The sequence below is a fragment of the Helicobacter sp. 13S00477-4 genome (genome assembly GCF_002272785.1).
GTDB lineage: Bacteria > Campylobacterota > Campylobacteria > Campylobacterales > Helicobacteraceae > Helicobacter_J.
This window is the reverse complement of the sequence record NZ_MLAS01000015.1, coordinates 1-19,185: the sequence shown is the minus strand read 5'-3', so window position 1 is coordinate 19,185 and position 19,185 is coordinate 1. Positions and strand designations below refer to the sequence as shown.

The 19,185-nt window shown below is 30.8% G+C and carries 18 protein-coding genes and 4 tRNA genes; 13 read left to right on the top strand and 9 right to left on the bottom strand.

Going from position 1 to position 19,185, the window contains the following annotated elements:
• Positions 1–86 precede the first annotated feature (86 nt).
• Positions 87–164, top strand: a tRNA-Pro gene (locus BKH44_RS07480).
• Between the two features lie 79 nt (positions 165–243).
• Positions 244–759, top strand: coding sequence for a peptide-methionine (S)-S-oxide reductase MsrA (gene msrA, locus BKH44_RS07475; protein WP_095271933.1), 516 nt, complete (start codon positions 244–246; stop codon positions 757–759).
• A 402-nt stretch (positions 760–1,161) separates the two neighbouring features.
• Here msrA and BKH44_RS07470 read toward each other — a convergent pair.
• The 7 genes from BKH44_RS07470 to BKH44_RS07440 form a co-directional block, all read right to left on the bottom strand.
• Positions 1,162–1,237 (bottom strand) — tRNA-Ala (locus BKH44_RS07470).
• Between the two features lie 49 nt (positions 1,238–1,286).
• The gene (locus tag BKH44_RS07465) at positions 1,287–1,985 is read right to left on the bottom strand and encodes a 1-acylglycerol-3-phosphate O-acyltransferase (protein ID WP_095271930.1); all 699 of its coding nucleotides are present in this window, start codon (positions 1,983–1,985) and stop codon (positions 1,287–1,289) included.
• Positions 1,972–3,075: an SH3 domain-containing protein gene (locus tag BKH44_RS07460; RefSeq protein WP_095271927.1), complete on the bottom strand. Its 1,104-nt coding sequence runs from the start codon at positions 3,073–3,075 to the stop codon at positions 1,972–1,974. Before BKH44_RS07460 ends, BKH44_RS07465 begins: the two co-directional genes overlap by 14 nt.
• 14 nt (positions 3,076–3,089) lie before the next feature.
• Positions 3,090–3,740 carry a phosphoribosylformylglycinamidine synthase subunit PurQ gene (gene purQ / locus BKH44_RS07455; protein ID WP_095271925.1) on the bottom strand — a complete coding sequence of 217 codons (651 nt, stop codon included), beginning with the start codon at positions 3,738–3,740 and terminating at the stop codon, positions 3,090–3,092.
• 6 nt (positions 3,741–3,746) lie between these two features.
• The gene (gene purS / locus BKH44_RS07450; protein ID WP_095271922.1) at positions 3,747–3,992 is read right to left on the bottom strand and encodes a phosphoribosylformylglycinamidine synthase subunit PurS; all 246 of its coding nucleotides are present in this window, start codon (positions 3,990–3,992) and stop codon (positions 3,747–3,749) included.
• A 14-nt stretch (positions 3,993–4,006) separates the two neighbouring features.
• The gene (gene purC / locus BKH44_RS07445) at positions 4,007–4,717 is read right to left on the bottom strand and encodes a phosphoribosylaminoimidazolesuccinocarboxamide synthase (protein ID WP_095271920.1); all 711 of its coding nucleotides are present in this window, start codon (positions 4,715–4,717) and stop codon (positions 4,007–4,009) included.
• A complete protein-coding gene (locus BKH44_RS07440) occupies positions 4,714–6,042 on the bottom strand; it encodes a S41 family peptidase (RefSeq protein WP_095271917.1) in 1,329 nt (442 codons plus the stop codon). Before BKH44_RS07440 ends, purC begins: the two co-directional genes overlap by 4 nt.
• A 210-nt stretch (positions 6,043–6,252) precedes the next feature.
• On the opposite strand from BKH44_RS07440, the gene BKH44_RS07435 reads away from it, so the two are divergent.
• From BKH44_RS07435 to BKH44_RS07410, 6 genes are all read left to right on the top strand, one after another.
• Positions 6,253–8,826 (top strand): AAA family ATPase, encoded by a 2,574-nt coding sequence (locus BKH44_RS07435; protein ID WP_095271916.1) that lies wholly within the window; start codon positions 6,253–6,255, stop codon positions 8,824–8,826.
• 23 nt (positions 8,827–8,849) lie between these two features.
• On the top strand, positions 8,850–9,470 hold the full coding sequence (locus BKH44_RS07430) for a trimeric intracellular cation channel family protein (RefSeq protein WP_095271913.1): 621 nt from the start codon (positions 8,850–8,852) through the stop codon (positions 9,468–9,470).
• Between the two features lie 12 nt (positions 9,471–9,482).
• A complete protein-coding gene (locus BKH44_RS07425; protein WP_095271911.1) occupies positions 9,483–10,316 on the top strand; it encodes a 3'-5' exonuclease in 834 nt (277 codons plus the stop codon).
• Complete coding sequence (locus BKH44_RS07420; protein WP_095271908.1) at positions 10,306–10,551, top strand: hypothetical protein; 246 nt, start codon at positions 10,306–10,308, stop codon at positions 10,549–10,551. Before BKH44_RS07425 ends, BKH44_RS07420 begins: the two co-directional genes overlap by 11 nt.
• Positions 10,552–10,635: 84 nt before the next feature.
• Positions 10,636–11,274, top strand: coding sequence for a superoxide dismutase [Fe] (gene sodB / locus BKH44_RS07415; protein ID WP_095271905.1), 639 nt, complete (start codon positions 10,636–10,638; stop codon positions 11,272–11,274).
• Between the two features lie 131 nt (positions 11,275–11,405).
• The gene (locus BKH44_RS07410) at positions 11,406–12,602 is read left to right on the top strand and encodes an MFS transporter (protein ID WP_095271903.1); all 1,197 of its coding nucleotides are present in this window, start codon (positions 11,406–11,408) and stop codon (positions 12,600–12,602) included.
• Here BKH44_RS07410 and BKH44_RS07405 read toward each other — a convergent pair.
• Positions 12,599–15,790, bottom strand: coding sequence for an N-6 DNA methylase (locus tag BKH44_RS07405; RefSeq protein ID WP_095271900.1), 3,192 nt, complete (start codon positions 15,788–15,790; stop codon positions 12,599–12,601). The two genes, BKH44_RS07410 and BKH44_RS07405, sit on opposite strands and share 4 nt — an antisense overlap.
• 203 nt (positions 15,791–15,993) lie before the next feature.
• Here BKH44_RS07405 and BKH44_RS07400 point away from each other — a divergent pair, with 203 nt between their 5' ends.
• Entirely contained in the window at positions 15,994–16,776 is a 783-nt protein-coding gene (locus tag BKH44_RS07400; protein WP_095271898.1) for a thiazole synthase, read from the top strand.
• Positions 16,776–17,489, top strand: a complete 714-nt coding sequence (cmoA, locus tag BKH44_RS07395; protein WP_095271895.1) for a carboxy-S-adenosyl-L-methionine synthase CmoA — start codon at positions 16,776–16,778, stop codon at positions 17,487–17,489. Before BKH44_RS07400 ends, cmoA begins: the two co-directional genes overlap by 1 nt.
• On the opposite strand, the gene BKH44_RS07390 is transcribed toward cmoA, so the two are convergent.
• Positions 17,486–18,517: a bifunctional 3,4-dihydroxy-2-butanone 4-phosphate synthase/GTP cyclohydrolase II gene (locus tag BKH44_RS07390; RefSeq protein ID WP_095271892.1), complete on the bottom strand. Its 1,032-nt coding sequence runs from the start codon at positions 18,515–18,517 to the stop codon at positions 17,486–17,488. The two genes, cmoA and BKH44_RS07390, sit on opposite strands and share 4 nt — an antisense overlap.
• Positions 18,518–18,620: 103 nt before the next feature.
• Between BKH44_RS07390 and BKH44_RS07385 the strand changes: the two genes are divergently transcribed.
• From BKH44_RS07385 to BKH44_RS07375, 3 genes are all read left to right on the top strand, one after another.
• Positions 18,621–18,695: transfer RNA gene (locus tag BKH44_RS07385), tRNA-Gln, on the top strand.
• Positions 18,696–18,722: 27 nt separating this feature from the next.
• Positions 18,723–18,799: transfer RNA gene (locus tag BKH44_RS07380), tRNA-Met, on the top strand.
• A gap of 181 nt (positions 18,800–18,980) precedes the next feature.
• The coding region (locus tag BKH44_RS07375; RefSeq protein WP_143428325.1) for a DUF1561 family protein at positions 18,981–19,185 on the top strand (205 nt) is incomplete at its 3' end.

Sequence of the window (19,185 nt, the reverse complement as noted above, 5' to 3'; positions counted from 1 at the left end):
TAATGTGAAAATTTTCAATTCCCTTCTCTAATTTCGCATTGGATTTTAGAAATTTTTAATGATATAATACGCATTCTCTTTGTTTACGGAGTATGGCGCAGCCTGATTAGCGTGCACCCTTGGGGTGGGTGAGGTCGTGGGTTTGAATCCCGCTACTCCGACCATCTTTTTACCACTTATATTAAGATTTAATTAAAAACATAACTGTATTATCATTTTTTAAAATATTGCACAAGGAAAGCAATGCTAAAAACTATTTATCTTGCTGGAGGCTGTTTTTGGGGTTTACAAGGATATTTTGACCTTATTGAAGGTGTGTGTAAAAGTGAGGTAGGCTATGCCCAATCAAATATCCCTAATCCAAGCTATGAGCTTGTCTGTACAGGCATGAGCAATGCTGTTGAGACTGTTAGAATTGTTTATAACGATCAAAAGCTAGATTTAGAGGAGATATTGCAAAGGTTTTTTTCTGTCATTGATCCGACCTTACTTAACAGGCAAGGGAATGATATCGGCAGTCAATATCGAACAGGCATATATACCCAAAATAATGATACTTTAGAAAAGATCTATCGTTTTATCCAAAGGATTCAATATTATTATGATAAACCTATTCAAACTGAAGTCAAAGAACTCAAAAACTATTATCCTGCAGAGCCATATCATCAAAAATACTTGCAAAAAAACCCTCAAGGTTATTGTCATATTGATATATCCTTAGCATTCAAACCACTCAATGAATTGAAAACAAAGGATTGAAAATAGAATTGAGTTAAGTAATTACAAACATTCACACAAAAGATGAAAAACAAGCAAAAGAATACCTGCATTTAGAGGTTTTAGTCAAAAGGCAAGCACAATAATCTTGAGAATGCAGAAAAATAAATTTTGAATTAAAATCTAAATACCTTAATGATTAAAGCAGGAATATTATTAAATTTTATCCTTTTGATAGGCATAATGTAATTTTCTTTTTTTACAAAAAAATCCATTTTGGTAACCATTTTTTAAAGACTGCAATAGGTTATGATAGGTATATCATATGTAACCATATGCAATTTGATTAAACTATATTTAAGAATAAAATACCTGAATGAGGAAATTTGAAGATAAAAATATGTATCAATATGTAGTGAAATGTATATGAAAAGAAAGTTTTTGTGGTGGAGTGTAGGGGGTTCGAACCCCTGACCTCAACGCTGCCAGCGTCGCGCTCTCCCAACTGAGCTAACACCCCTAGTATAATGATTATCAGATTATTTTACTGTAAAAAATATAAAATAAAACTAAGAATTCATATCCCTATAATGCTGAAGATAGACTTCTTGCATTTTTATTTCTAATTCTTTATACCAATCACTCCCAATTTTTGGATTAAAAGCATCTAAAATCACTATCCTTGCAGTATTTGATGTAGATTCAATTGGTTTAGTGTTATATACTTTACGTGTATTGACAAGGACAATAGGCTGCACTTTGAGATTAAATTTTTCTGCCAAAAGCTTTGCACCCGATTTAAAAGGTAAAAATTTTTCTTTTCCAAAACTCCTTGTCCCTTCAGGAAAAATAATCAAAGGTCTTTTTTGTTCAATCTTCTCTTTTGCACTTTTTAATAGAAATGCTAAACCTTTTTTATCTTCTCTATCAATAAGTATCATTTCTGGACCCTTAAGAGCATAGCCATAAAATGGGATTTCTCCGAGTTCTTTTTTTGCTACCCAACAAATATTTTGGGGATGCAAGCCTTCTAAAGAGATAATATCAGCAACACTTTGGTGATTCATAATGATCAAAGTAGCACTTTGGTCAAATTCACCAATTTTTTCAAGATTAAAACCACAAAATGGAAAAAATAGTCCACAATATTTTCTATAACGTCTAGCATTTTGATTTTTTTTATCAAAAAAAATCAAACATACAATTGCAGCCAACCCTATAGCTATCACAAGTGTAGCGTAGATGCCTTTGATTTTATTTAATATCATTTTTTTCCACCCATCCTACCCGTTCATCAGGGGTAACAATTTTATAATAATTTTGATGCTGTCCAATTATTTCAACTTCAACATTTGTTTTGCTCATTTCAAGAATTGTAGAATTATAAGTGGGCAAAATACGGATTGGTTTATCTGCAAGCAAAACACCACTAGAAGAGAAAAAAATCTTCCATGATAAATAAATAATAAGGACTCCAAACACAACTAAAAATATCTTTTTTTTATGGAAAATAAAATAAAATATCAAAGATAAGACAATTAAAATAATCAAAATAATATTAGAAAAAACTAAAAAATTATTTTTTGGTCTAATATCATCTTGAGTACTAACCGTATCATCAACTGCTTTAATAGGTATTGTAATATCTTTAAAACGATTTTCTTTCAAAGAAAAATATTCAAATGAGATATTTTGAACATTTTTTGGCAAAATACAATAATAAATTCCATCAGAATTCTCTCCACCAAAATGAGTACTTTCAAATCCTTGTTTAAAATCCTCAGGGATTTTTAAATCTTCTAAATTTGAATTCTTGGCTTCAACCTCAAAAACCAAAATATTGTTCAAATTATCGTAAGTCTTAGCTTTATACCCTAATATATTGAACGAATCAGCTACGACACCCACATACTTTTGATTCTGATGTAAATCAATCACATTCAAGCTAATAGCAGGTGCGATTGAAAAATCTGTGTAATCACCATCACTTGAAACAGCCATTACTTTCAAAGGAGGTATAGAAGCATTGATTGCTTTGATTTTATATTCATATATAGCCTGATAAGACCCATCACTAGAAAGATTCCATTTTGTATTAGGATTTTTTAAAACCAATTTAGCACTATCAATCCCTCCAACAAATTCTGTACCAACAAACCTAGCATTAGAAAATAATAACAAACTATAAACAATGCGGATAGTTTCACCCACATAGACAGAATGATTTGTATCCTCTCCTGTACTTGATATTTTTACATAAATAATTTTAGCTCGATTGCTTTGATTGTCATCTTCAGCACCCAAAAAATTAGATAATAAAAATACAAAACAAACAAAAGTACATAAAAACCTATTCATTATTGATTTCCCTTTTATAATAATGAACGCAACATTGCCAATCCATCACATCCTCCTAAAATAGATTCAACTGCACGTTCTGGATGCGGCATCAACCCAAAAATATTTTTTTCTTTATTGCATATTCCTGCAATAGAATTTACAGAACCATTAGGGTTATCAACATACTCAAATAAAATTTGATGATTTTCTCTCAAAGACTCTAAAGTTTCTTTATCTGTATAATAGCTTCCATCAGCATGGGCTATTGGAAGTGAAATGATTTGGTTTGAACTATATTCAGACAAAAAACGATTATTTGTATTGATGATTTTTATTTTCTGTTTTTTTGATATAAAAGATAGATTATTGTTCCTTTTTAATACACCTGGTAGAAGCTTGGCTTCGCTCAAGATTTGGAATCCATTACAAATCCCTAAAACTAATCCTCCATTTTGGGCATATAAAATTGTATTTTTCATTACTGGAGCAAATCTAGCAATCGCCCCACTCCTAAGATAATCGCCATAGCTAAAACCTCCAGGAATAATCACAAGCGAAGTATCATAAGGCAATGCAACTTCTTTATGAGAGACAATAGCTGTTTGTGCACCCAAAAGATTTTTATAAACATATTCCATATCTTTTTCGCAATTCGTGCCTGGAAACTGGAGTATCGCTACCATAAATATTTAGACTTTTTCTAATTCAATAAAGTAATCTTCTATGACTGTATTTGCCAAAAGTTCTTGTGCCATCTTCTGTGCTTCTAAAAAAGCTTTTTCTTTGTCATCACATTCAAGTTCAAGTGTGATTTTTTTGCTCAATCTTAAATGTTTTACATCTAAAAAACCTAGAGCTTTAAGTGCCTGCTCAATAGCCTTTGCTTGCGGATCTAATACACCTTCTTTAAGACTTACATTTATATCAACAATCATTTCAGTCCTCCTAATTAAGTAATTATGCGTCTGAGTACTTCCTCGTAAGCAAACTTTACATCACCTAAATCTTGCCTAAATCTATCCTTATCAAGTTTTTCATTAGTATTTTTATCCCAAAATCTACAACTATCAGGACTGACTTCATCAGCAAGGATTATATTACCTTTAGTATCTTTACCAAATTCAAGCTTAAAATCAATAAGCTTGAGATCTTTGGAATCAAAAAAATCTTTTAAAATCAAATTAATCTTTTTAGCTTGTGATTTTAAAAATTCCAATTCTTCTTGGCTATTAGTGATGCCAAGGATTCTACAATGCTCATCGTTGATAAGTGGATCACCCAAAGCATCATCTTTATAATAAAATTCAACAAGACAAAAAGGCAAAACACTCCCTTCTTTTATGCCCAAACGTTTACTCAAAGAACCTGTTGCAACATTCCTTGCTACAACTTCAATTGGGATAATCTTAACTTCTTTACACAAAATGTTTTGCTCATCAAGTCTCTGAATATAATGGGTTGAAATACCATTTTTTTCAAGCAATTCAAATAAAAATGAACTGATTTTACAATTCAGCTCACCTTTCCCAATTTCTTTACCTTTTTTTTGGGCATTAAAAGCAGTTAAATCATCTTTAAACTCAGCAATCAAAACAGATGTTTCTTCAGTACTATAAAGCTTTTTGCCTTTCCCTTCATAAAGCATTTTTATTTTTTTCATCCTTGAACCTTATTTTTCACATTTGATTTAATAATATTCCAAGCTTTAAGTGCGTCTATAGCAGATTTTAGTTGAATATCATTATTGATATCTTTTTGAGAAATAATTTTTTGTTCTTGAGGTTTTTTGTCATCTGATTTTTTATCAACTTTATCAACTTTTTGAAGCTCATTTTCTAAATGATTCCTCAAATCAGCCTCTTTAATTTCAAATCCACTATCATTATGAGGGACAGCACCAGGATGAACAATAATATCAGGCTTTATACCTACTGCTTGAATAGTCCTACCACTTGGAAGATAATATTTTGCAGTAGTGAGCTTAATAGCTTCAGTTTTATCAATAGGCAATACAACTTGCACACTACCTTTTCCAAATGTATCTTCACCTAAAATCAATGCTCTATCATGATCTTGCAAAGCACCTGAAACAATCTCACTTGCACTTGCAGTCCCTCCATTCACAAGCACTACTATAGGAAGAGAAGAATAAGGAGCCTTACCATCAGCTTTGTATTCAATATTCTCTTCTTTTATTTTCCCTCTTTGAGAAACAATCACTCCATTTTTAATGAATAAATCTGATAAATCAACAGCTTGATTGAGCAATCCACCAGGGTTATTCCTTAAATCTAAAATAATCCCTTTAAGATTACCTGCTTTTTTCAATTCAGATACAACACTATCTGTTACATTCTTATCAAAAGAATTTACTCTAACATAAAGGTATTTTGTACCTTCTATTTTCCTTGCGTGCACAGATTTTACTTTAATGATATCACGGACAATATTGAATTCAAGAGGTTTAGCTTCACCCTTCCTGACTATTGTCAATTTTACTGAAGTTTTAGGTTTACCTCTCATAATATTGACAGCATCATCAATGCTCATATTCAAAGTACTTTCATCATTGATTTTTAAGATCACATCTCCACTCTTAAGTCCTTCTTTTTCTGCAGGGGTATCATCCAAAGGAGCAACAATAGTCAAAGCACCATCTTTCATACCAATAGTAATACCTAATCCACCAAATTCTCCATCAGTTTGAGCTTTTAGATCTTTGAATTTTTTTTCTGTCAAATACGCAGAATGAGCATCTAAATTTGATAAAAGACCTTCAATGGCTTTATCAACAATATCATTAATACTCACATCATCAACATAATAAGCTTCAATAGTATTGATAACCTTCGTCAGCTTGTTATAAGCCTCTATTCTCTGTTGTTGTGTTGCTTTGCTATTTTCTTCTTTTGCATAAAGCCCATTGAAAAGAAGAGATACACTTAAAATTGAGAACATAATACCTGAAATAAAATACTTATTCATCTTGCCTTACCTAACAACTTAATTTTAATCCCTTAGTTTATCTAAAAATTTTGTTGTTTTAGTTAAATAATGGGCTATCTTATTTACAACAAAAAAGTTTTAGTTTTATTCAATAAGAAAACTTGACATTATTAGACTAAATTTATATAATGCTTTAGCATATAACTTAAATGCATGATGTTTTCTTTCAAACCATATAAGGAGTCAATCATGAATCTATTTGAAAAAATGACCAATCAACTCAAAGAAACACTTGATCAAGCTGCTTCTCTAGCCTTACACACCAAGAATCAAGAAGTAGATATTATCCATCTTATTTGGGCAATGCTAGCAAACACACAATCTATCCTCAATCAAGCCTTAAATAAAATGAATACTGACAAAATTGCTATTGAACTTGAGACTAAGAGTCTTGCAGAAAAATTACCAAAAAGTTCAAACATATCCAAAGAAAATATCACTTTGAGCAAAAATTTGCAAGAAAGCATTTATGAAGCTGAGGGATTAAGTACAAAAAATGGAGATCAATATATCGCTGTTGATATGTTTATCCTCGCCAATATAAAATCTGATATCTTTAAAAAGATTTTTGGAAAATATTTAGACTTGACAGAACTCAAAAAAACTCTTGAAAGTATCAGAGGGACAACAAAAATTCAAAATCAAAATGATGATTCTAATTTAGAATCTCTTGAAAAATTTGGCATTGATCTAACCAAAAAAGCTTTGGAAAACACTCTTGATCCTGTCATTGGCAGAGATGAAGAAATCTCAAGAATGATGCAAATTCTAATCAGGAAAACTAAAAATAATCCAATACTTTTAGGAGAACCAGGAGTAGGAAAAACTGCAGCTGTAGAGGGATTGGCTCAAAGGATTATAAAAAAAGAGGTTCCTACTTCATTGCAAAATAAACGCGTCATTGCCCTTGATATGAGCGCATTGGTTGCAGGAGCTAAATACAGAGGAGAATTTGAAGAAAGGCTTAAAAAAGTTATTGAAGAGGTTAAAAAAGCAGGGAATATCATCCTTTTTATTGATGAAATCCATACAATTGTAGGTGCTGGAGCATCTGAAGGCAGTATGGATGCAGCTAATATCCTTAAGCCAGCTTTAGCACGTGGTGAATTACATACGATTGGAGCGACTACACTAAAAGAATATCGTAAATACTTTGAAAAAGATGCTGCTTTAACACGAAGATTTCAGCCTATAAATTTGAATGAGCCTTCTGTAAATGAAGCATTACAAATTTTACGTGGGTTAAAAGAAAAGCTTGAAGCTCATCATAATGTTAATATAACTGATTCAGCCCTAGTTGCTGCAGCAAAACTTAGTAATCGCTATATTACAGATAGATTTTTACCTGATAAGGCTATTGATTTGATAGATGAAGGTGCAGCAGAACTCAAAATGCAAATAGAATCTGAACCTATTGAGTTAGCTAAAATCAAAAGACAAATTCAAAGTCTTGAAGTAGAAAAACAAGCCCTTAATATGGAAAAAAAAGAAAGCAATACAACTAGACTTGGAGAAATAGAAAAAGAACTCAGTAATGCAAATGAAGAAAAAACTCGTTTGGAAGCACAATTTGAGAATGAAAAAAATGTCTTCAAACAAATCGCACAAATCAAAACCGATATTGACAACCTCAAAAGAGAATCAGAACTCGCAAAACGCAATGGGGACTATAACAAAGCTGCTGAAATTGATTATAGTAAAATCCCTCAAAACGAAACCAAAGAAAAAGAATTGAATGAAAAATGGAACAAAATGCAAGATGCAGGCACTTTGTTAAAAAATGCCGTGACAGAAGAAAGTATTGCAGGTATTATTAGCCGCTGGACACAAATACCTATCAAAAAAATGCTCCAAAGTGAAAAAGAAAGAATCTTAGCCGTAGAAGATGAACTCAGGAAATCCGTTGTCGGACAAGACAAAGCCTTAAAAGCAATTTCACGCACGATAAAAAGAAATAAAGCTGGGTTAAGTGAAAATAACAAACCTATTGGGAGTTTTTTATTTTTAGGTCCTACAGGGATTGGCAAAACCCAAAGTGCGAAATCTTTGGCTCAATTCCTTTTTGATAGTGACAAAAACCTCATCCGTATTGATATGAGTGAATATATGGAAAAACACACTGCTAGTCGACTCGTAGGAGCTCCGCCAGGATATGTTGGGTATGAGGAAGGAGGTCAACTCACTGAAGCTGTTCGTAGGAAACCTTATTCTGTAGTGTTGTTTGATGAAATTGAAAAAGCACATCCAGATGTTTTTAACATTTTGCTCCAAGTGCTTGATGATGGACGACTCACTGACAACAAAGGAATAACGATTGATTTTAGAAACACTATCATCATCCTAACTAGCAATATTGCTAGTGATAAAATCATAGAACTCAAAGATGAAAAACAAATACAAAAAGCCGTCAATGAGGAATTGAAAAAATATTTTAAACCTGAATTTTTAAATCGCCTAGACGATATTATAATCTTCAATCCTCTAGATTTAAAAGGCATTGCAGAGATTGTCGATATTATGTTTGCACACATATCTAAAAAAGTCTCAGAAAAAGGCATAAAGCTCCAACTGACTCAAAAAGCAAAAGAATTCATTGCAAAAGTTGGATTTGATCCTGTTTATGGAGCTAGACCATTAAAACGAGCTCTTTATGAAGAAATTGAAGATAGGCTTGCGGAGCTTATTTTAGAAGATAAACTTAAAGAAGGCAATAATGTTACTTTTGATGTCTCAAATGAGGTTATCACTCCTTTGATTAGCTAAAAATTTTATTCAATGAGGCATTTATGGTATTGACTATACTCTACATCATTGGCATCACTGCTGAAGGGATGAGTGGTGCACTTGCTGCTGGTAGACATAAAATGGATTTATTTGGAGTTATGTTTATTGCTCTAGTAAGTGCTATCGGGGGAGGTTCTATACGGGATATACTTTTTGGACATTACCCACTCACTTGGGTAGCCAACCCTTATTATATCCTCATCATTTGTGCAGCAGCTATTTTAACAACCAAAATTGCCTCTTTAATCACCAAACTAGAATCTTTATTTTTATTTTTAGATTCTTTAGGGCTAGTTCTTTTTAGTATTATTGGAGCAGAGATAGCTTCAAAAATGGGTTATGGATTTATCCTTATTGTCTGTAGTGCTGTTATTACAGGGGTTTTTGGTGGAATTTTAAGGGATATTTTTTGCAATCGTATCCCTTTGATATTCCAAAAAGAACTCTATGCAGGTGTATCAATGATGACAGCAAGCCTATATTACATCTTGATAAAATATGCTCATATTGAGATTTTTGCAGCCAGCTTGATTACCTTGATTTGTGGTATAAGCTTGAGACTTTTAGCAATTTATTATAAAATTGGCTTACCTATTTTTAATTATGAAGACAAAAAACACTAAAATGAGGAACAAATGATTTGTGTATTCGATATAGAAACTGTCCCAGATATTGAATTATTGATAAAAAATTACCCTGAATTAAAAGAAAAATCTCCATTAGATATATGCCAAAAAGCAATGGAAGATCAAAGAGAAAAAAACGGAAGTGATTTTCTACCAATTCATTTACATAAAATAATTTCGATTGCTAGCGTTATTCTTGATGATTATGGACATTTTATAAAAGTTGGGAGTTTTGGCAAAACAACAAAAATTGATGGCAAAAATAATATTGAAGAAAATCTTATTTTAGATTTTTTGAAATTTGTCAATAAATCACAACCCAAACTAGTGAGTTTCAATGGTAGGGGGTTTGATCTACCTACTATAATGCTACGGGCTATGCGTTACAATCTATCAGCAAATGCTTATTACGAGCAAGACAACCCTACATTTAACAAAAGCAAGTGGGAAAATTATCGCCAAAGATTTTCTGAACGTTTCCATACAGATTTGCTTGATAGTTTAGGACATTTTGGGATGGTGCGTCAATTAAAACTAGACTCTATTTGTTCAATGCTAAATATTCCGGGCAAATATGATATGAGTGGGGATTTGGTTTATAAAATCTACTATGATGAAAAAATGGATTCAGATACAAAAATGACAAAAATTGACGAATATTGCCAAAGTGATGTACTCAATACTTATTGGGTTTATTTAAAATACGAGCTACTAAAAGGAGAGCTCTTATTGCAAGATTATTTCAACATTCTAGATGAATTCAAAGATAAAATCCCACAAAACAAAAGTTATACTGATGTATTTATCCAAGCAATAAAACAAGAGTGTATGAATGCAAAATGAAGAATATATGATAAATGATTACGGTGAAATCATCACTAAAGACAGCCTAATTGAAGAAATTCAATCCTTGCTCAATCATCTAAAATCCTCCCAAACAACAATCTTAAATCCCAATATAATGAAATCTTTAGACATAACAAACTTAAATACAATCCGTGATAATCTTCTAAAAAAATCCGGAAATGAAATTGAAAATAATTTAGAATGGCTACACTCTTTAAAAAATAAACACTGATTTATCAAAAAACAAATTAAAATGATTATAATAAAAATCTGATTTACAACCAGAATTACAACCAAATAAACTAGGGAGACTATTATGTTTGAATTAAGAAAACTACCTTATACAAAAGAAAGTATGGGCGACTTTTTAAGCCCAATTACATTTGATTTCCATTATGGGAAACATCACCAAACCTATATCAACAATCTCAATAATATGATAGGCAATACAGAGTTTGAGAAGAGTGATTTATTTGATATTGTCACTAGATCAAATGGGGGTATATTTAATAATGCTGCACAAGTGTATAATCACGATTTTTACTGGGATTGCATCGCTCCAACTAGCTCAGAGCTAAGCTCAGAGCTAAAAGATACTCTCTGCAATGATTTTGGTTCATTGGAGTCTTTTAAAGAAGCTTATCTAAAGTCTGCAACAGGACTATTTGGATCTGGATGGTGCTGGCTTGCATACAACACTTCCATACAAAAACTTGAAATCATCCAAACAACGAACGCTAATACACCGATTACAGAAGGAAAAATCCCTATATTAGTTGTTGATGTCTGGGAACATGCTTATTATATTGATCATAAGAATGCAAGAGCTGTTTATTTAGAAAAGTTCTACGAACATATCAATTGGAAATTTGTTTCTGAAGCTTTTGAGTGGGCTAAAAAAGAAGGGATGAATTCTGTAAGATTCTATATGAATGATATACACAAAAAAGCCTGATTGTTTAATTTCTGATTTTTTCTGTTATAATTCCGCATATTAATAGTTCATAGCTAATGCGGGATTATTATGCTTTTTTCAAATAATTGCATATACAACATTTTTTTAAATCACTTAGGATAAAATACACAATGAATATACAATCCTCTAATCCAAAAGCCAAAAACATTGATAGTCCTCTTTTTAAGGCAGCTCTCTTTTCTATCTCTGCAACCACTGTTTTGGGCAGCACTATCATTGCCCCTTCATTACCTGCACTTGAATCGCATTTTTCAGATGCAAAAAATATTGAGCTATTATCAAAACTTATTTTAACTTTGCCAGCACTTTTTATCATGATATTTTCACCTATCAGTGGTTTTATGTTGGAGAAATTTGGCAGATTAAAATTGATTTATCCTGCTATTATTATTTGGAGTTTAGCAGGAGTCAGTGGATTTTTTTTAGATAATCTTTATTTACTATTAGCCTCCCGTGCAGTATTTGGAACAGCTACAGCGTTTTTGATGACAGGAGTGGGGGTACTTCTAGGTGACTATTACACAGGAGTAAAAAGAGAGAAAGTACTTAGTATGCAAGGCTTTTTTATGGCTTTTGGAGGGACAATTTTTTTAATTTTAGGAGGCTATTTGTCCAATTTAGATTGGCGATATCCTTTTCTAGCATATTTGCTTGGTTTTTTGATTTTATTTTTAGCTTTGGCAATGCTTTTTGAACCAAAACACCATTTAGATACAACAAATCACATACAGAAGAGTAAAAAAGCTAATATCATAAAATTTATCCCTGTTTATCTACTCGCCTTTTTCTCAATGGCAATGTTTTATGTAGCACCTACCCAACTTCCTTTTTTTATTACCCACACACTAGGAATGGAAAGCTCTTATGTTGGTGTTTCTATGGCAGTTGCATCTATATCTATGGCTATATTTTCATTATTTTATAATCGCTTGAGGAATTACCTCAATATTTTTAAAATCTATTTTATAGGTTTATTTTTAATTGCAATATCTTTCACTATTATTGCAGTATTTCACAATTACATAGCTGTTTTAATCACATTTATTTTGATGGGTGCAGGTCTTGGATTTATCATAGTCAATAACAGTTCTTGGCTTTTTATGCTTGCAAAAGATTTTGAAAGAGCTAAAGCTTATGGATTTTTGACTGCCTTTCTTTTTACAGGACAGTTCATCTCACCTTTGATCAGTCAGCCAATTGTAAATGCTTTTGGGATGATTGGAATGTTTTATATCTTTGGAGGGATGCTCTATATTGTAGCTTTGATCTTTTTATTTACAAAAATGAAACAAAATAACCCAAATTAATGATTAAAAATAGAATTATTATTTACAATGCTATTGATTTTATCTTCAATTCCAATTATTTCATCTCTATTTTTTGAATTATGTGCTAATAATGATAATAATGCTAACTCTTGATGCTTTATATCTTTCTTATCAAACTCTTTTATAGGAACCTGATTAACCATTTCAATTGAAATGCCCCATTTGCTTTTACTCGATTTTAAAGAAAATAAAGCCTGTGTTTTTTTAGAATTAAGCAATGCACAAATATAATGAGCTTCTTTTTCATTATCTATTGATATATAACCAATTGTATTATCTGGAATAAAAAGTTTTTTTCCAATTAATCTATCATTTATATCAGAAACTACTGAAAAATTTGGTTGATAACTCATGCAACACCAAACTATTTTATATTTTCTAAAAGTATATTCTCCAATACCAAATAATGAATAAAATGGCTTGTCTCCACCATAAAACCATTTAGATTTTCTTGTTCTAAGTTCATTCCTAAAGAAATTTAAAAAGCTATAAGTTTTAGGTACACTTATCCTCAAATCACTTTCATTATTTTCTCCTGCCTTGAATTGAGGAATAATCATGTACTGATATGAATCAATACCCCATTTTTTTATATCTTTAGGCTTAATGAGTGGATATACGGATTCCTTTTCTATAATCTTTGAAAGTATCTTAATTTTCTTTTTTCCCTTATCTCCTAAGTTTTTAATTCTTACTAATTCAGTATTAATTTCATCAAGTATTTCAATAATAAAAAGGCTATTTAAATCATTAACTACACCATGTCTTGCTTTGTAAAAATTTTTAGCCTTTGAGATTTTTGGCAAAGATTCTCCATAAGGTATAGTTATCCATGGTGCCGTAGAAGAACTTGTTGTTGGGTCAGGATAAGCAAACATTTTAGTTATGCTACAATTTTTTTTAACAAAATCTCCATTATCAGTTTGTTTGAATCTATTTTTTATCTCCTTATTCCAAATATTATATTCAACTGGATATAGATTTTTTTTATTCTTTTCTAAGACGACAACTGATGTTTCTTGTCCTTGTCCAAATGGATTTAATTTCAACATATCATGTATTTTTACACATCTTACAGGTATAGTTTCTTGTATTTTTTCAATAGCAAACCTCCTGAATTGTTCTCCAGCTATTGACTTAAATAAAGTTTGTTTCAAAATAAAAGTTAATCGACCATTTTTTACTAAATATTTATCCATAGCAATATATGTAAATAAAATAGAAATATCATCATGTGCATGCCCAAGTCCAGCCTTCATCCCCTTGTGAGAAAATAATTTATATATTTTTAAATATAAAACACTTAATTTTTTTCTATAATCTTTTGATAAAAAATCCCATTTAATCCATGGTGGATTACCCACAACATGAGTAAAATTACTATGCAGTAAAGGTGCGAATGAATTTAAAATGATCTTAGCCCAAATTTGATTTTTATTTAATTTATGTAACTCAAAAATTTTATTATAAAAAAATTTTATTTGATTTTCTTCAAATTTATCTAAAAAAATATTTTCTTTCTTTAATAAAATATTAAAATCTTCGAAAGGATAAAAGTGGAAAATAGTCTCTTCAACAAGTCTTAATATTTTATTTAAATAGTTTTTATCTAATAATGATTTAGGAATCGAAAATTCACCTTCAACTGTTGATATTTTATAAGAACTATTTTGAATTTTACCACTGCCTTCTGTAGTTGGGGTTATGATTGAGTCTGCTAGATAAATTGGTATTGTTATAATTTGAGCATCTTTCTTTATATATGGACTTATTGCTATTAAATAATTTGTTCTTGCTGTTAAAATAGCTACAGGATTTACATCAAAACCAATAACTCTTTGACTTATATATTTAATAGTTTCCTCATCTGTTAAATTTTTATCTGCCAAATAATATTTAATAATATTAATAAATTCAACAATAAAAGCACCAGAACCACAAGCCGGATCTAAAGCTTTTGATTGAAAATCGCCATTAAACTCACTTTCTTGAATCGAAATCTGTGCCAACCAATCAGGAGTATAATACTCTCCAAGATCATGCCTGATTTTTTGTGGGACAATATCTTCATATAATCCCTTTAATAAGTCTCTGGATTGTTTTTCTTCAGTAAAAAAACTCATAGGTTCATATTCATTTATAAGGCTTAATATACTTTTTATTGATTCAATCATTTCATCATTAAGACATTCAAGATACCACGAAAAAAAACCACCTTCAATATAATTATCAATATTAGAAATATCTCTAAAAAAATGTCCATCTTCAATATACAAAAGAGATGTCTTTAGATCGTCTGAGTTTTTTATATATCTAATTGGTGTTTCAGGGGCAATCTTTAAATTAGCACAAGCAATTTCACTAGCGAATAACTTAACAATAAATGCATAATATGTATAAATTACAAATAAAAACTTATCAATTTGAAAATCTTCAAAATTTATATTTGAATTTGATTTAAATATATCCTTAATAATCTCAGATAATGACAATTCATCTAAAATTCCTCCATATACGTATCTAAATGTTTTATCCCACTCATTAAAAAGCATTTTAATTCTTTTATTTTGAGTTGATAAAATATTTTTATACATTATAGTAACAAAAGAAAGTGGAATATTTTTATCTAAACAAAAATCATTTTTTAATGAAGTGCAAGAAACTTGTTTTTTTGATGAACCACTGATATATAAAATCCATTCGTAAAGACTTTCTTGCGTAAAGCTTTCTTTATTGTATGACCAATTACCTTTAATGTAATCATATTTATAAAAAATAATTGTTTTCCCATCAAATAAAATTCCTATATACCTACGCTTCGCATCAAAAGAAATTTTTTTTAAATACTTATCTGATAATTGACTTAATGCCTTATTCAATTCTTTTTGGGTATCCAATAATCCATATTTTTTATATTCTATTATCACATTCCCATATAAAGCATCCACTCTACCAGCAATTTTCGTAAAACCAACTTCTTGAGATTCATATTCAACAGTATTGGTTAAATTAATTCCATAATTTTTTAAATACTCTAATATCCTTCTTTCTACTTCTATTTTTAATTTTTCTTCACTTGAATTTTTTGAACATTCTATCCCATACAATACATCATCATAGAATTTTTTAAAATCATTTCTGATCGATGATATATTAAAATTAATCATTTTTCCTAAATTCCTTTTTATTTTTTATATATTACTGAGTGGATATTTTAATACATTGAATAATACTTTTAATCTCTTTTATTTCAAATAAATATTGATCCATTTGACTAATTTTAACCCTTTTACATTTACTAAAATTCGCTCAAAAAATCTAATCAACTTTGATATAATGCAAAAATTAAAGTATTGCAAAAGGTATTAAAATGCCAAAAGATGAACTAAAAATAGGTAATAAAATATTTCAATCAAGGTTGATTGTAGGGAGTGGCAAATACAAAGATTTTACAACAACAAAAGAAGCTACTTTGGTTTCAGGCTCACAAATCATAACCGTTGCTGTGAGGAGAGTCAATATCACCAATCCTAATGAAGAAAATCTTTTAGATTATTTTAAAGATACTTCAATTAAATTTTTACCCAATTCTGCAGGCTGTGTAAATGCTGATGAAGCCATCACCCTTTTCCGCCTAGTGAAGGAAGCTGTAGGTATTGATTTTATCAAGCTTGAAATCATAGGTGATACACAAAAAACACTTTATCCAGATGTAATTGAAACACTTAAAGCCTGTGAAATCCTATCAAAAGAAGGTTTTTGTATCCTTGCTTATACTAATGATGACCCCATTATTGCAAAAAAACTTGAGGAAGTTGGAGCCGCTGCTATAATGCCTTTAGCTGCTCCAATAGGAAGTGGTCTTGGAATCCAAAATCGATATAATATCACTTTCATCAAAGAAGCTGTGAGTATTCCCGTAATAGTGGATGCAGGGGTTGGATGTGCTTCAGATGCAGCTATTGCTATGGAATTAGGTGCAGATGCTGTACTGACCAATACTGCCATCGCAATGGCACAGAACCCTGTAATGATGGCAGAAGCAATGAAATATGCTGTCATTGCTGGGAGAAAAAGCTTTTTGAGTGGTAGGATTGAAAAGAAAAAATATGCAAGTCCGAGCTCTCCAACATTTGGATTAGCAAAGCTCTAATGAAAGATAAACTGTTTTCAATCCCTCCTGTAAAGCAATTTGAATTTGATGAAGGTGTTGCAAGTGTCTTTGATGATATGGCTATACGTTCAATTCCCTATTATTCAGAAGTACTCAGATTAAATGTAGATTTTAGTCTGAATGCACTCAAGTCAAATACTTATGTATATGATTTAGGTTGCTCGACTGGAAACTTTCTGCTTGAGCTAAGCAATAAATTTGAAGATGAATCTATCCAATTAAAAGGCATTGATAATTCAACTGCAATGATAGAAAGAGCAAGATTAAAAGCCAAAGCTTATGGTAAAAAAATTGATTTTATTCATCAAAATTTTTTAGAATACCAAATCCAAAATGCCTGCGTCATAACAGCAAACTATACAATACAGTTCATCAGACCCATACAAAGAAATCTTTTGATTAAAAAAATTTTTGAAGGACTATGTGATGGTGGGATATTTATCATGAGTGAAAAAATCACAACTAATGATAAAGTACTTGATAAACAAATGATAGACCGCTATCATCTCTATAAAAAAGAACAAGGATATACCCAAAATGAAATCACCACAAAACGTGAAGCACTCGAAAATGTTTTGATACCTTACAGCTTAGAAGAAAATTTTGAAATGCTTAAAAATGCAGGGTTTAAATCTGTTGAAATCCTCTTTAAATGGATAAATTTCACCACCTTGATTGCAAGAAAAAATTAGACTTCAATATATTCACACAACCTCAAATCAAATCCACCTAAGGCATTATATTCTCGTGTATTATCTGAAGTAATAAGCCTAAAATCCTTTATATTGAAGAATTTCAATATCTGTGCACCAATGCCAAAACTTTTAATCACATCGGTGTTACGAGTATTATCATTGATAAAAATAAGATAACCACCTTCATGTTTTATCCTATCAATAGAACGTAGCAAAAAATTATAACCTGATTCATCACTAAGTAATTCATAATCACTTTTAATTGTATGAAATTTAACAATAGGCATTGAACTACCATTACAATCAAATCTAAAAGCAAAATGCTCTCGTTTTAGATGATCTTGAAAAGTGATTTTTTCACATTCAAAACCTAGAAAATCAACTTTTTCTTCTGAAAGGATTTGTAAGAGTTTTTCATTTTGCAAACGATAACTGATCAAATCAGAAACATATAAGGTTTTAAGATTGTATTTTTGGGCAAATTCACTAAGAAATTTATCTCCTCTTTTAGCCATTGAACCATCTTGTTTCATGATCTCACATATAACACTAATAGGCTTAAGTCCAGCAATTTTACAAATATCAACACTCGCTTCAGTATGACCAGTCCTGACTAAAACTCCTCCATCCTTTGCAATCAAAGGAAAAATATGCCCTGGTCGGACAAAATCCTCTCCAGTCGTATTTTCATCACACATCAATTGGATAGTAAGATCGCGTTCAAATGCAGAAATACCTGTTTTAGCTTCTTTTGCATCAATTGAAACAGTAAAAGCAGTTTCATGATTGGAACTATTGTGATTGACCATTGGAGGTAGATCAAGCTTTTGAGCAATCTGCTTGGTGATAGAAACACAAATCAAGCCCCTTGCTTCTTGAGCCATAAAATTAATCTTTTCAGGGGTAGAAAAAATCCCAGCCATCACAAGATCTCCTTCATTTTCCCTATCTTCATCATCCATAATAATAATCATTTCACCATTTTTAATAGCATTGAGAGCTTCTTTAACGCGTTGAATATACATAAATAAATCCTTAACTAAAAAAGTATGATTATACCTTAAGTTTGTTTTTATTGACAATAATCAATAAAACCATTATAATTGCACCCCTGTATATTTTAAGTATTGGGGTATCGCCAAGTGGTAAGGCAGCTGGTTTTGGTCCAGCCATTCAGAGGTTCGAATCCTTTTACCCCAGCCACTTTTTAATACAAAAAAATCTAAATGTCGCGGGATAGAGCAGTCTGGTAGCTCGTTGGGCTCATAACCCAAAGGTCGGTGGTTCAAATCCCCCTCCCGCAACCAAAAAACAACCTCATTTCAAAATTCAATATCTTAATTTCATTCTATATATTAGCTATACTCTCCAAAAGCAATAAAATTTATCAAGTTATAAAAATTTTCAGTATTTTTTAAGGTCACTCTTATTATCATAAATAATAATTTTTATTATTAAAAATCTAAATCCACACCTAAGGAGATATAAATGAATTCAAAATTACTTTCATTGCTTCCTCTAATCATATTTGGGCTCTTTAACACTTTATCTGCAGACTCTGTACCTCAAAAACTTACCGACAAGCCCATAGACAAATCAATCCATATCAAAACTCACGATAAAGGTAATTATTGTTATGCTCCAGTATTCACTAAAGGAGAAGCTTATATTTATATTGATGATTGTTCTTCAA